The organism is Ensifer sp. EB106-05-01-XG146, from assembly GCF_058791875.1.
In genome coordinates this window covers 3,416,405-3,428,684 of sequence record NZ_JBYTDX010000001.1, presented here as the reverse complement: position 1 = coordinate 3,428,684, position 12,280 = coordinate 3,416,405, and the positions used below count along the sequence as shown (strand labels likewise).

The following is a 12,280-nucleotide window of genomic DNA, read 5'->3' as shown; positions in this document are numbered from 1 at the left end:
CTGTCCTTTCGCAAGGATAGGGAAGACATGCACAGCCGCCTCTCAGGTGGCGCGCCCACAAGAAGTGAATGGTCATGGCCGATTTCAACTTTGAGCTTGTTTCCCCCGAGCGCCTGCTCGTCTCTGAAAAGGTGACGGAAGTCGTCATCCCGGCGACCGAGGGCGAGATGACCGTGATGGCCAATCACGCGCCGACGATGACGACGGTGAAGCCCGGCGTGGTCACGGTGAAGCTGGCCGACGGCAAGACGGAGCGCTTTGCGGTGTTTGGCGGCTTTGCCGACATCCTGCCGACCGGCTGCACGCTGCTCGCCGAATCCGCCGTTCATGTCGATGAACTCGACCGCACGGCTCTCGAAAGCCGTATCGACGCGGTTCGTGCCGAGCTGGAAGGCGCCGGCGACGAAAAGAAGACCCGTCTGGAGCAGTTCGTCGCCGAACTGACGAAGCTCGGCGAGATCGTGATCCCGGCCTGAAAGGGACACCCGGAAGGGTGAAGCGAATGAGAAAGCCCCGCCCTCGAGCGGGGTTTTTTGTTGCCTGTTTTGTCCGATCTTGTAACCAATAGCAGCCGGACCGGCCGCTTTAGCCATTCTTCATTAGAGCTGCTGTACTGAGCCGGCATCGTTCAGCCTAGGAAGAGAGACTGCTGGCATGACGTCGAAGATTGTTCCTGTCATCATGGCCGGCGGAAAGGGCACCCGACTGTGGCCGCTCTCGCGCTCCGCCGCGCCCAAGCAGTTCCTGCAGATTCTTTCCGAGCGATCGCTGTTCCAGCAGACGCTCGAACGCGTGGGCGACCGCACGCGATACGAACCTGCCATCGTTGTCACCAACAGCGACTTTCGCTTCATCGTCGCCGAGCAAGCCCGTGCGATCGAGGCTGAGCTCGGCGACATCCTCTTGGAGCCGGTGGCGCGCAACACCGCACCGGCCCTTGCCGCCGCCGCCTTTGCAGTCCTTGGCCGCTACGGCGAAGGGGCGATCATGCAGGTGCTCGCCTCCGATCACGAGATCGATGCCGGCGTCCTCTACGAGGACTGCATCCTGAGAGCGCAGGCGGCCGCCGGGCGGGGAGAGCTGGTGACCTTCGGCATCACGCCGACCGAGCCGGCCACCGGTTACGGCTATATCGAGTGTGGCGACGAGCTGGCCGAAGGTACGAACCGGGTGGTGCGTTTTGTCGAGAAGCCGGATCGGGCGAAAGCCGAGTCGATGATCGCGACCGGGCGCTATCTCTGGAACTCCGGCCTGTTCATGCTGCCGGTGACGCTCTTCCTCGACGAGTTGAAGCGCTTTGCGCCCGAAGTCTTCGACGCAGCGAAGGCTGCGGTCGAAGGTGCCTACAAGGATCTCGATTTCACCCGGCTGCACGGCGAGAGCTTTGCAGCCGCTCCGGATATTTCCGTCGACTACGCCGTGTTCGAAAAGACCGACCATGCAGCCGTTGTGCCGTCGTCCTTCCCCTGGTCGGATCTCGGAAGCTGGGATGCGGTGTGGAAGACCGGGCGCAAGGATGACGACGGCAATGTCGTCACGGACCGGGCGACGGTGTCGAACACCCGCAACTCGCTGGTTCTGTCACGCGACATTCACCTGGCGGTGCAGGGGTTGGAAGACGTGGCCGTCATCGCCGGCGAGGACGCCGTCTATGTCGGGCGGCTAGACGACAGCCAGAGCGTCGGCCATATCGTCAAGGCGCTCGCGCGTTCTCCCAAAACCGCAGCGCTGACGGAAGTGCACCCCACTGCCTACCGTCCCTGGGGCGCGGTGGCCGCGCTTTCCGACGGCGAGCGCTTCTCGGTGAAGCGGCTGCGTGTGACGCCCGGCAAGAAGATCTCCCTGCAGAAGCACCATCACCGCGCCGAGCACTGGATCGTCGTGCGCGGCACGGCGGAGATCACTATGGGCGGCGAGACGCGGCTCCTGCACGAGAACGAGTCCGTGTTCATTCCGCAGGGCACGGTGCACCGGCTGCACAACCCGGGCAAGATTCCGCTCGAGCTGATCGAGGTGCAGACCGGCTCCTATCTCGGCGACGACGACACCGTTCGCATTGAAGACGAATTCGGCCGCAACTAAGCGCATCGCATCGTTGGCGGACCGTGAAACGAAAAATGCCCGGGCTGAACCCGGGCATTGAAGTCGGCGCGTCAGGACTGATTGGCTCAGCCGGCGACGCGCGCGCTCTCGCCCTTCTGGGCGTAGTAGTGACCGAAGCGGTTGGCGAGGAAGGTGTCGAGGCCGATGTCTTCCTGACGAACGAAACCCTTCTGGGCGATCTTGCCTTCGGCGAGCAGATCGAGCACGGCACAGATGCTGCCGGCCGTGGTGATCTGGATGCCGCTCTGCATGCGACCGGCAACGACGCCGCTATAGACCTTGTTGGCGTAGGTTTCCTGGATCAGGCGACCGTCGCGGAAGCCCGAAACGGTAACGAAGATCACGACGACGTCCTGGGTGGTGGTCGGTAGCGAATTTTCGAAGATGTCCTTGAGGACTTCGCGGCGGTGACGCAGGCCGAGGTCGTTCAGCAGCGCCTTCATGATGGCTGCGTGACCCGGGTAGCGGATCGTCTTGTAGTTCAGCGTGCGGACCTTGCCCTTCAGCGTCTCGCAGAGCGTGCCGAGGCCGCCCGAGGTGTTGAAGGCTTCGTAGGTGACGCCATCGAGCGAGAATTCTTCGCGCTCTTCCATGGCCGGAACTTCGATCAGGTTGCTCTCAACGATCGCCTCGCAGGGCTCGATGTATTCGTTGATGACGCCGTCGGTGCTCCAGGTGAGGTTGTAGTTCAGAGCGTTCGACGGGTACTGCGGTAGGGCGCCGACGCGCATGCGCACGCTTTCCAGCGTCTGGAAGCGGCTGGCGAGATCGTTGGCGACGATCGAGATGAAGCCCGGTGCGAGGCCGCACTGGGGGATGAAGGCGGTGTTCGCCTTGGCGGCGATCGCCTTGACCTGGCGGGTGGATTCGACGTCTTCGGTAAGATCCAGGTAGTGGATGCCGGCTTCGGCAGCGGCTTCGGCGATTGCGACCGTCAGGTGGAACGGAGCGGCGCTGAGCACGGCAAACTTGCCGGAGAGAAGGGCGACGAGCGCCTTCTTGTCGCCTATGTCGACGGTTGCCGTCGTGATCGCGGCATGCTTTTCGACCTGTTCCAGCTGCTCGGCGGCGCGGTCGGCGACGCAGACGCTGTAGTCGCCGGTGTGGGCCAGCATGCGAGCGATGGTGGAGCCGATCTTGCCTGCTCCGATGACGACGATATTCTTCATTCTTTCCCCCGGGGTATGAGAACTGTTTGTGTCTCTATTGTCGCGGGAGGGGCTGTTGATTTGAAGCGCTGATATGACTAAATCGCCTATCTAAATTCGGCAGATTGCCCAACAGGATCGACGAAATGCAGATCACCGACAAGGATCGCGAGCTTCTCGCCATCTTGAGCGAGAACGCCCGCATGCCGACGGCGACGATTGCCCGAAGGCTTGGTCTGTCGCGCACGACGGTGCAGGCCCGTATCGAGCGGTTGGAGCGCGAAGGCATCATCGCCGGCTATGGCGTGCGCCTCTCGGAAAGCTACGAGAAGGGGCTAGTCAAGGCGCATGTGCTGATCACCATTGCGCCGCGGGCGCTCTCGCGCGTGACCCCAGAACTGAGCGCCATCCGGGAAATCCAGACGCTGCATTCGGTCAGCGGCAGCTTCGATCTGATCGCCGTGGTCGCCGCGACGTCGATCAGCGAACTCGATCTGCTGATCGATCGGATCGGCGAAATCGACGGTGTCGACCGGACGCTGTCGTCGATCATCCTCTCGACGCGGATCGACCGCTAGGCCGTCCTTCGGCTCAAGCGACAAGCGACGCGGCCGTCAGGGTGGGCTAGCGGACGGCGCGGATTCCTCTTTGTTGCTACCCGTTCCGTCGGGCACCTTGGCTGGAGCGTTCCAGGCGCTCGGCCCCCGAACGAAACTGCGCAGGCTGCCATCGCCATAGGCGAGCCACTTGCTGCGGTCGAAATATTGTTCGGCAATGTTCTTCGGGCGGGCGCGGGCGGGTTGATTGGCGAGGAAATTGTAGCGCTGCGTCTCCTCGTCGGATTCACGCTTGAGCTGGATGCGGCTGCCGAAGCGCTTGAGGTCGAATTCCCTCAGCGCCTGGATCTGCAAGGTGACGCTGGCCGCATCCGCCCAGCGCACGTGGTCGAGGAACACGGATGCCGCGCGGGCCGCCGCCGTCGTCACCGCCTGGCTGTCCTCCTGGCGCTCGATGTTGAGCTTGACCCGGAACGATGAGATCTCTTCCTCGCCGCTGCCCTTGACGAAGATGAAGATCGAGGAGGGTTTGTCCTCGCCCGGCCGGGGGAAGGAAATGAGCGAGGAGCATTCCCATTGGGCCTGTTCGCCGGCGCTCGATTTCCATTCGAGTTCCCGAAACCCGGCGTCGCGCAACTCGTCGCAAAGCGCCTTGGGGTCGCTGCGGATGGCGCGCAGGAACGGCTGCTCCGGCGTCTGCAGATCCTGGAAGGTCCAGGCGGGCAGGGCGATGCGCGGTGGCACGCGCCTCGCGCGCTTCGTGCCCGTCGTCTCGTCTGGCTTTCCCCGTTCGAGGAAGGTCGTCGGCAGGCCGAATGCGAGCAGAACCCTTTTCAGATTGCGCTGCTCGTTGGCGAGCAGGGCCGTCGCGACGATTGCGGTGACGATCAGCAGCAGGGCCACGATGAAGAAGCGCAGACCGGTGCTGCGGGCCGGCTTGCCGGCGGGCGTCTTGCCCTTGGCCGTGCTCATGCAGCCTCGCCCGCCCGATGATGGGCGATGAGCTGCGGAGCCTCCAGCGAAGGGCGATCGGTCTGCCGGGTTTCCATGATCTCAGGCTAGCAAGATGTCCAAGCTTTCTTCATCCTCGAAATCCGTCGCGACGGCAATATGCAACCGCCGATAACCGCGCGGCGACTGTTGCATCCCGGTGCAACGCGCCGGTGAATGGTTGTCGGCGTGAACTAAAAAGTTGAAATCCGGAAGCGATTGCATAGCTTGCGTCCGCAGACATTCAAACGGGGCGTACGTTCGTCATGACAGAGCCGACATCCGCAACTCCCTCGATCGACGTACCACTGGTGCGCCGGCTGCTCGCGGCGCAGTTTCCGCAATGGTCGGAACTCGACGTACGGCCGATCGAACCGGGCGGCTGGGATAACCGGACGTTTCGCCTCGGCGACCGGATGACCGTCCGGTTGCCGAGCGCCGAACACTACGTTCTGCAGGTCGAAAAGGAACATCGCTGGCTGCCGCTGCTGGCGTCGCAACTGCCGCTGCCCATTCCGGTGCCTCTCGGCAAGGGCGTGCCGGGAGAAGGTTTTCCCTGGCCCTGGTCGGTCTATCGTTATCTCCCCGGGCAAACACTGGCTGTCGAGCGGGTCGACGATGTCAGTCAGGTGGCGAAGGACCTGGCGCGGTTCCTGCGCGCGCTGATGCAAGCGGATGCCATCGGGGCACCCTTGCCCGGCGATCACAATTTCCATCGCGGCGGACCGCCCGCCTTCTATGACGCGCAGACGCGTCAGGCGCTCACGCTGCTTGCGGACAATGTCGATACGACAGTGGCAGCAGAGGTGTGGGAGGCCGCACTTGCCGCGTCTTTCGAAGGAGCGCCTGTCTGGTTTCACGGCGATATCGCCTGGGGCAACCTGCTGGTCGAGAACGGCAGCTTGAGCGGCGTCATCGACTTCGGCACCTCCGGCGTCGGGGATCCGGCCTGCGATCTGGCGATCGCCTGGACGTTTTTCGACGGCGAGAGCCGCGAGGTTTTCCGCGACGGCATGGCTCTCGATCGCGGCGCCTGGGCGCGCGGCCGCGGCTGGACGCTGTGGAAGGCGCTGATCGTCCTTGCCGACATGACTGGCGCGCCCGCGAGCGAAAAGGCAAAGCAGCGCGTGGTGATCGACGAGGTGCTTGCGGATCACCGTCGCTACGGCTGAGACCGGTTGCGCGGCGGCCAAGCGCCGACTTGACCCCGGCGCAAATTGCCTCTAGGTCAGGCGGACGCGGGACGACCCGCGTCGGTGTTTCGCCTGGGGACGGCCCCATTATCTCGACCGAGATATTGGAGACGATCGTACCATGCAGCCCTGTAGCCCGCGGCACGTCCGCGTGACCAATTCCTTCATCGAGCAGCCCAATTGCCCCGCCGGAAGCCATCGTTTCGTGGAACGATCTCGGCCGCCGATCGCTTTCCCAACATATTGAAGCGCGCAGGTGGCCGCCTGCGCGCGCCGCCGACGTTTCGTCACCAACGCACGAGGTTGATGATGGCCGGACCCATCGAACAATTTGAGATCAAGTCGCTCTTCCCAATCGCCGAAGTCGGCGGCCACCAGATCAGCTTTACCAACTCGGCCGCCTACATGGTGCTGACGATCGCGATCGCCAGCCTCTTCCTGATCCTGTCGACCAGGAGACGCGGCCTCGTGCCGAACCGGGCGCAGTCGGCTGCCGAAATCCTCTATGAGTTTGCGGCAAAGACTTTGCGCGACAACGCCGGCGAAAAGGGCATGCGCTTCTTCCCGCTGGTGTTCTCGCTGTTCATGTTCATCCTGACCGCCAACCTGATCGGCATGTTTCCCTATGCCTTCACGGTAACGAGCCATATCGCCGTCACCTTCGCGCTGGCGATGCTGGTGTTCCTGACGGTCACGCTCTACGGCCTCTACCGGCACGGCCTCGGCTTTCTCAGGCTGTTCATGCCCTCAGGCGTGCCGTTGATCCTGGCACCGATCATCATCCCGATCGAGGTGGTCTCCTACCTGTCGCGCCCGGTCAGCCACTCGGTCCGTCTGTTCGCGGTCATGCTCGCCGGTCATATCACGCTCAAGGTTTTCGCCGGCTTCGTCGTGGGCTTGAGCGGTTTCGGCGCGCTTGGCATTCTGGCGGCGATCATGCCCCTGCTGATGACGGTGGCGCTGACGGGGCTGGAGCTGCTGATGGCCCTGATCCAGGCCTATATCTTCACCATGCTGACCTGCATGTATCTCAACGACGCGCTGCATCCGAGCCACTGAGAAAAGGCAAGAGGCTCCCCCGCCAAGGGGAGCCTCTTTTTCATTCGGCCGCCACGCGCCGGGCTTCGTTGCGGTAGGTCCGCCAGGACGACCAGGCGAAGGCCATCAGGAACATTGCGGTCATCAGGAGCACGATGGTCGGCGCCGGCGCGCTGTCGATGAAGAAGGACAGATAGACGCCGGTGAAGGACGCCGTCATCGCGATCAGCACGGCGACGATGAGCATCATGCCCATTGTCCGGGTGATCAGGAAGGCGATGGCGCCGGGCGCGATCAGCATGGCGATGGCGAGGATCAGCCCCACCGCCTTCAGCGCACCGACAATCGTTAGCGACAGGATCGCCAGCAGCCCATAGTGCAGCCAGTTGACCGGCAGGCCGACCGCCTTGGCCTGGGCCGGGTCGAAGGCATGCAGCAGGAAATCCCGCCACTTGACCGCGAGGATGCCGGCGGCGACGAGCGCGATCGCGCCGGTCTCGACAATGTCCGGCCAGCCGATGCCGAGCATGTCGCCGAAGAGGATGTGATCGAGGTGCACGTCGCTCTGGATCTTGGTGTAGAGCACCAGGCCGAAACCGAACATGCCGGAGAAGACCACGCCCATGACGGTATCCTGCTTGATGCGGCTGTTTTCCTTGAGATAGCCGGTGAGCAGCGCGCAGGACATGCCGGCGGCAAAGGCACCGACGGCGAGCGGCAGGCCGACGATGTAGGAGATCACCACGCCGGGAAAGACGGCATGTGAGATCGCATCGCCCATCAGCGACCAGCCCTTCAGCACCAGGAAGCAGGAGAGCATCGCGGTCGGGATCGCCACCAGCACCGAGATCAAAAGCGCGTTGCGCATGAACTCGAATTCGAACACGGCAAGCATCATGTCGAGCGAGATCATCGGCCGGCCTCCACCGGTTCGGCGCCGCGCCGGCGCGCGGCCAGAAGCCCGTGCTTCGGGGCAAAGACGAAGGCCGTGAGGAAGATCAGCGTCTGTAGCACAATGATGATGCCGCCGGTGGCGCCATCGAGGAAATAGCTGAAATAGGCGCCGAAGAAGCTCGTCAGCGTGCCGATGGCGACGCTGATGAGGATCAGCCGCGGAAAACGATCCGTCAGCAAATAGGCGGTGGCGCCCGGTGTTACGACCATGGCGATGACGAGAAAGGCGCCGACGGTCTGGAGGGCCGCGACCGTGCAGGCCGAAAGCAGCGTGAAGAACAAGACCTTGAGGAAGGTCGTCGGGATGCCGATCGAGCGGGCGTGGCTCTCGTCGAAGAAGGTCACCATCAGGTCCTTCCACTTGGCCGTCAGGATGATGAGCGAGACGATGCCGATGATCGCCAATTGCAGCGTGTCGGCGGGCGTGATCGCCAGGATGTTGCCGAGCACGATTGTCTGGATGTTCACCGACGTCGGCGACAGCGAGACCATGAAGAGGCCGAGGCCGAAGAAGGAGGTGAAGATCAGCCCGATGATCGTGTCTTCCTTGAGCCTTGTGCGCTGATTGAGAAACAGCATGGCGCCGGCGGCAAGGGCCCCGGAGAAGAAGGCGCCGAGCGAGAAGGGCAGGCCGAGCATGTAGGCGCCGGCAACGCCGGGCACAATCGAGTGCGAGAGCGCGTCGCCGATCAGCGACCAGCCTTTCAGCATCAGATAGGAGGACAGGAAGGCGCAGACGCCGCCGACCAGTGCGCTCACCCACATGGCGTTGAGCATGTAGCCGTAGGTGAAGGGTTCGGAGAGCGTGGCGATCATTTGCCGTTCTGTTCCCCGTTGGTCTCGGGCTTTGCCGGTTGCGCCACCATGCGGTCCTTGTCGCCATACATGACGAGCGGACGCTCGTCGTCGGTGATGACGGCAAGCTGGCGGGGATCGGCGTCGTCGTGCAGGCTATCGCCGCCGAGCACGAAGTGCCGCAGCACGCCGCCGAAGGCGAGCTCGAGGTTCTCGCGGGTGAAGGTCGTCTCGGTCGGGCCATAGGCGAGCACGGTGTTCTTCAGAAGCACGGTGCGGTCGCAGAATTCCGGTACGCTGCCGAGATTGTGGGTCGAGACCAGCATGACCCGGCCCTCGTCGCGAAGGCCGATCAAAAGCCGAATGATCGCGTCCTCGGTTTTGACGTCGACGCCGGTGAAGGGTTCGTCGAGCAGGATGACCTTGCCGTCCTGGGCAAGGGCGCGTGCGAGGAAGACGCGCTTCTTCTGGCCGCCGGAGAGTTCGCCGATCTGGCGCTTGCGGTAGTCGCTCATGCCGACGCGGGCAAGGGCTGCCTCGACCGCTTCGTGATCGACTTTCTTCGGGATGCGCAACATGTTCATGTGGCCGTAACGGCCCATCATGACCACGTCCTCGACCAGCACCGGGAAGTTCCAGTCGACTTCTTCGGCCTGCGGCACATAGGCGACGAGGTTTTTCTTCAGCGCGTCCGGCACGGAAAGACCGAGGATCGCGATCTCGCCGCGCGACAGGCGGGCAAAACCCATGATCGCCTTGAACAGCGTCGACTTGCCGCTGCCGTTGACGCCGACGAGCGCGGTGATCGTGCCGGTCGGGATCTCGAAGCTGGCGTCACGCAGCGCCCGCAGGCCGTTGCGGTAGGTGACGGTGGCACCCGCGACGCGGATGCCGCTTCCTTGCTCACCGGAAGAAGGTGCTGGCCCGGAGCGCGTCTTCACCTGAAGGTTCATTGTGCAAGACCCTTGGCGATGGTTTCCGATGTGACGCGCAGCAGGTCGACATAGGTCGGAACCGGGCCGTCCGCTTCGCTCAAGGAATCAACGTAGAGCACACCGCCGTATTTTGCACCGGTCTCGCGCGCCACTTGTTCTGCCGGGTCCGGCGAAATCGTGCTTTCGGAGAAGACCACAGGGATATGGTTCGCCCGGACGGCGTCGATCACCTTGCGGACCTGCTGCGGGGTACCCTGCTGGTCGGCGTTGATCGGCCAGAGATAGAGTTCCTTCATTCCGAAATCGCGGATCAGGTAGCTGAAGGCGCCTTCGCTCGAGACCAGCCAGCGCTTGTCCTCGGGGATCTTGGCGATCTCGGCGCGGATCGGTGCAATGGTCGCCTCGATCTTCTGCTTATAGGCCTCGGCATTGGCCTTGTAGGTCTCGGCATTATCAGGGTCATACTTCACGAAGGCGTCGCGGATGTTGTCGACATAGATCAACGCGGCCGATGGCGACATCCAGGCATGCGGATTGGGCTTGCCGGTATAGGGGCCCTCGGCAATGCCCATGGGGTCGATGCCGGTCGAGACGACGACACCGGGAACATCGTCGAAGTTCTGGAAGAATTTCTCGAACCAGCGCTCCAGGTTCAGGCCATTCCAGAGGATCAGCTTGGCGTCATGCGCCTTCAGGATATCGCGCGGCGTCGGCTGGTAGTTGTGGATCTCGGCGCCCGGCTTGGTGATCGATTCGACGATGGCCGCGTCGCCCGCGACGTTCTTTGCCATGTCGGCAATGACCGTAAAAGTCGTCACTGCCTTGAATTTCTCCTGCGCGTAAGCGGCGCCTGGAACGAGCGCAATGGCTGCGACGGCCGTCATTGCCGCCAGGATCGCGCGCCTCGTCTGATCGATCATTCTCTACTCCCAGTGTTGATGCTCACAGGAGTAGGGGAATGATTTGCATAAGTCAATGCAAATGAGAAGCATTCGCAACTAGCTATTTTCAAAGGCCGTGCCCTTGGCTAGTGTACGACCATGAAACAGAACAAGAATCGTGTCGAAGAACTGGAAGGCGTGTTGAGGGATGGCGGCGTGCGCGTGACGCGCCAGCGTGCCGCTATTCTGAAGATCCTCGCCACCGCCGAAGACCATCCGGATGCAAACGAACTGCATCGCCGGGCGAAGGAAATCGACGCCACCGTCTCGCTATCGACGGTCTACCGGACGTTGTCTGCGCTTGAGCAACAGGGCGTGGTGCAGCGCCATGCCTTTGAGAGTGCGACCGCTCGCTTCGAGACCGCCGACGCGCCGCACCACGATCATCTGATCGACATCGACACCGGTGCGGTGATCGAGTTCCGCTCCGACAAGATCGAGCAGCTTCAGGCGGAAATCGCCGCCGAACTCGGCTATGACCTCGTACGTCACCGGCTGGAACTCTACTGCCGCAAGCGCAAGGACTGAGGCGTCGGCAATGGCGCGCCAGACGGCGCGCGCAATCTCTTCTCTTTATCCGTAAGTGGCCTCAGCCGCGGTCGGCGATCGCGGCGACGCGTCGCCGCGCCGGAATGGTCATGGCCGCGACCCCGACGATGACGCAGCCAAGGCCGATCCAGGCGGTGTCCGACAGCCGTTCGCCGAGGAAGAGCGCGCCGATGGCAACGCCGATCGGCACGCGCAGATAGGCCTGTGCCGTGGCGCCGACCGAGCCCAGTGTCTGGATCAGCCGGAAGTAGATGGCAAAGGCAAGGGCGGTCGAGAAGACGGCGAGGCCGAGCAGTGCCAGCAGCGACTCCGTCGACGGCGCAAGCGTCCAGGGCCTGTCGACGACGAGGCTTACCGGGATCAGCAGGGCAGCACCTGCGATCAACGAGCCGGCGGCGGGCATCATCGGGTCGAGTCCCTTGAAGCTGCGACCGAAGATGGCGGCGCCCGCGTAGCAGACGGTGGCGAGCACCACGGCCAACTGTGGCAGCAACTGTTCCCCGAGGCCGCCGAGGGCCTCCATGCCGATGATCAGGCTGATGCCGGTCATGCCGGCGACGATGCCAACGAGCTTGCGGGCCGTGACCGCTTCGTGGCGGGTGATCAGCGCCGTCATCAGGAAGGCGAAGATCGGCGTCGTCGCATTGAGGATCGAGGCGATGCCGGCATCGATCGTCTGCTCGGCCCAGGCGATCAGCGTGAAGGGCACAACGCTGTTGAGGCAGGCCTGGAACAGGAAGCGCCGCCAGGTCGCCGCGTCACGCGGCAGGCTGAGACCACGCCAGCGCAGAACGGCAAGAAGAAGCGCGCCGGCAATCAGGGTGCGGGCGGCAATCAGTGTAACCGGCGGAATGGTCTCGATGCCGATCTTGATGAAGGTGTAGGAGGCGCCCCAGAGCGTTGCGAGCGCAAGAAGCAGCAGGAGTTCGAAAGAAAGGTTGGTCTTGGCCATCGGGATCGCATCCTTGTCGTCATTGTTGCCATCGTTCTAGCGCGACGCTTACGGCGGATGCTTCGTTGGCGATCGAAGTATCGGGATCCTCCGAGATGTGAAAAAGCGAAACCCCGGCTTTCGTG

General features: G+C 63.2%; 14 protein-coding genes. 6 read left to right on the top strand and 8 right to left on the bottom strand.

What is annotated here, in order from left to right; all coding sequences use genetic code 11:
• Positions 1 to 74 precede the first annotated feature (74 nt).
• Positions 75 to 476: a F0F1 ATP synthase subunit epsilon gene (locus AC3WVQ_RS16970; protein WP_034803086.1), complete on the top strand. Its 402-nt coding sequence runs from the start codon at positions 75 to 77 to the stop codon at positions 474 to 476.
• Between the two features lie 178 nt (positions 477 to 654).
• Positions 655 to 2,082: a mannose-1-phosphate guanylyltransferase/mannose-6-phosphate isomerase gene (locus AC3WVQ_RS16965; protein WP_110818908.1), complete on the top strand. Its 1,428-nt coding sequence runs from the start codon at positions 655 to 657 to the stop codon at positions 2,080 to 2,082.
• 86 nt (positions 2,083 to 2,168) lie between these two features.
• On the opposite strand, the gene AC3WVQ_RS16960 is transcribed toward AC3WVQ_RS16965, so the two are convergent.
• Positions 2,169 to 3,272, bottom strand: a complete 1,104-nt coding sequence (locus AC3WVQ_RS16960; RefSeq protein ID WP_034802496.1) for a saccharopine dehydrogenase family protein — start codon at positions 3,270 to 3,272, stop codon at positions 2,169 to 2,171.
• Between the two features lie 125 nt (positions 3,273 to 3,397).
• Between AC3WVQ_RS16960 and AC3WVQ_RS16955 the strand changes: the two genes are divergently transcribed.
• A complete protein-coding gene (locus AC3WVQ_RS16955) occupies positions 3,398 to 3,829 on the top strand; it encodes an Lrp/AsnC family transcriptional regulator (protein WP_043619168.1) in 432 nt (143 codons plus the stop codon).
• Positions 3,830 to 3,865: 36 nt separating this feature from the next.
• Here the strand turns inward: AC3WVQ_RS16955 and AC3WVQ_RS16950 are convergent, their stop codons facing one another.
• On the bottom strand, positions 3,866 to 4,780 hold the full coding sequence (locus AC3WVQ_RS16950; protein ID WP_060521384.1) for a DUF6030 family protein: 915 nt from the start codon (positions 4,778 to 4,780) through the stop codon (positions 3,866 to 3,868).
• An 81-nt stretch (positions 4,781 to 4,861) separates the two neighbouring features.
• Complete coding sequence (locus AC3WVQ_RS16945; RefSeq protein WP_162731870.1) at positions 4,862 to 5,023, bottom strand: hypothetical protein; 162 nt, start codon at positions 5,021 to 5,023, stop codon at positions 4,862 to 4,864.
• A gap of 41 nt (positions 5,024 to 5,064) precedes the next feature.
• On the opposite strand from AC3WVQ_RS16945, the gene AC3WVQ_RS16940 reads away from it, so the two are divergent.
• Together AC3WVQ_RS16940 and AC3WVQ_RS16935 are read left to right on the top strand one after the other, a co-directional pair.
• On the top strand, positions 5,065 to 5,970 hold the full coding sequence (locus tag AC3WVQ_RS16940) for an aminoglycoside phosphotransferase family protein (RefSeq protein WP_090295339.1): 906 nt from the start codon (positions 5,065 to 5,067) through the stop codon (positions 5,968 to 5,970).
• 330 nt (positions 5,971 to 6,300) lie between these two features.
• Positions 6,301 to 7,050 carry a F0F1 ATP synthase subunit A gene (locus AC3WVQ_RS16935; protein WP_090295342.1) on the top strand — a complete coding sequence of 250 codons (750 nt, stop codon included), beginning with the start codon at positions 6,301 to 6,303 and terminating at the stop codon, positions 7,048 to 7,050.
• Positions 7,051 to 7,090: 40 nt separating this feature from the next.
• Here the strand turns inward: AC3WVQ_RS16935 and AC3WVQ_RS16930 are convergent, their stop codons facing one another.
• From AC3WVQ_RS16930 to AC3WVQ_RS16915, 4 genes are read right to left on the bottom strand one after another with little or no spacing between them, the layout of a single operon-like run.
• Complete coding sequence (locus AC3WVQ_RS16930) at positions 7,091 to 7,942, bottom strand: metal ABC transporter permease (protein WP_060611074.1); 852 nt, start codon at positions 7,940 to 7,942, stop codon at positions 7,091 to 7,093.
• Entirely contained in the window at positions 7,939 to 8,799 is an 861-nt protein-coding gene (locus tag AC3WVQ_RS16925) for a metal ABC transporter permease (protein ID WP_034802481.1), read from the bottom strand. The genes AC3WVQ_RS16930 and AC3WVQ_RS16925 overlap by 4 nt, the downstream gene beginning before the upstream one ends.
• Positions 8,796 to 9,731 (bottom strand): manganese/iron ABC transporter ATP-binding protein, encoded by a 936-nt coding sequence (locus AC3WVQ_RS16920; protein ID WP_034802478.1) that lies wholly within the window; start codon positions 9,729 to 9,731, stop codon positions 8,796 to 8,798. The genes AC3WVQ_RS16925 and AC3WVQ_RS16920 overlap by 4 nt, the downstream gene beginning before the upstream one ends.
• Positions 9,728 to 10,633, bottom strand: coding sequence for a metal ABC transporter substrate-binding protein (locus tag AC3WVQ_RS16915; RefSeq protein ID WP_034802475.1), 906 nt, complete (start codon positions 10,631 to 10,633; stop codon positions 9,728 to 9,730). Before AC3WVQ_RS16915 ends, AC3WVQ_RS16920 begins: the two co-directional genes overlap by 4 nt.
• Before the next feature lie 120 nt (positions 10,634 to 10,753).
• On the opposite strand from AC3WVQ_RS16915, the gene AC3WVQ_RS16910 reads away from it, so the two are divergent.
• On the top strand, positions 10,754 to 11,182 hold the full coding sequence (locus AC3WVQ_RS16910; RefSeq protein ID WP_034802472.1) for a Fur family transcriptional regulator: 429 nt from the start codon (positions 10,754 to 10,756) through the stop codon (positions 11,180 to 11,182).
• Positions 11,183 to 11,243: 61 nt separating this feature from the next.
• On the opposite strand, the gene AC3WVQ_RS16905 is transcribed toward AC3WVQ_RS16910, so the two are convergent.
• The gene (locus tag AC3WVQ_RS16905) at positions 11,244 to 12,155 is read right to left on the bottom strand and encodes a DMT family transporter (RefSeq protein ID WP_090295349.1); all 912 of its coding nucleotides are present in this window, start codon (positions 12,153 to 12,155) and stop codon (positions 11,244 to 11,246) included.
• Positions 12,156 to 12,280 lie beyond the last annotated feature (125 nt).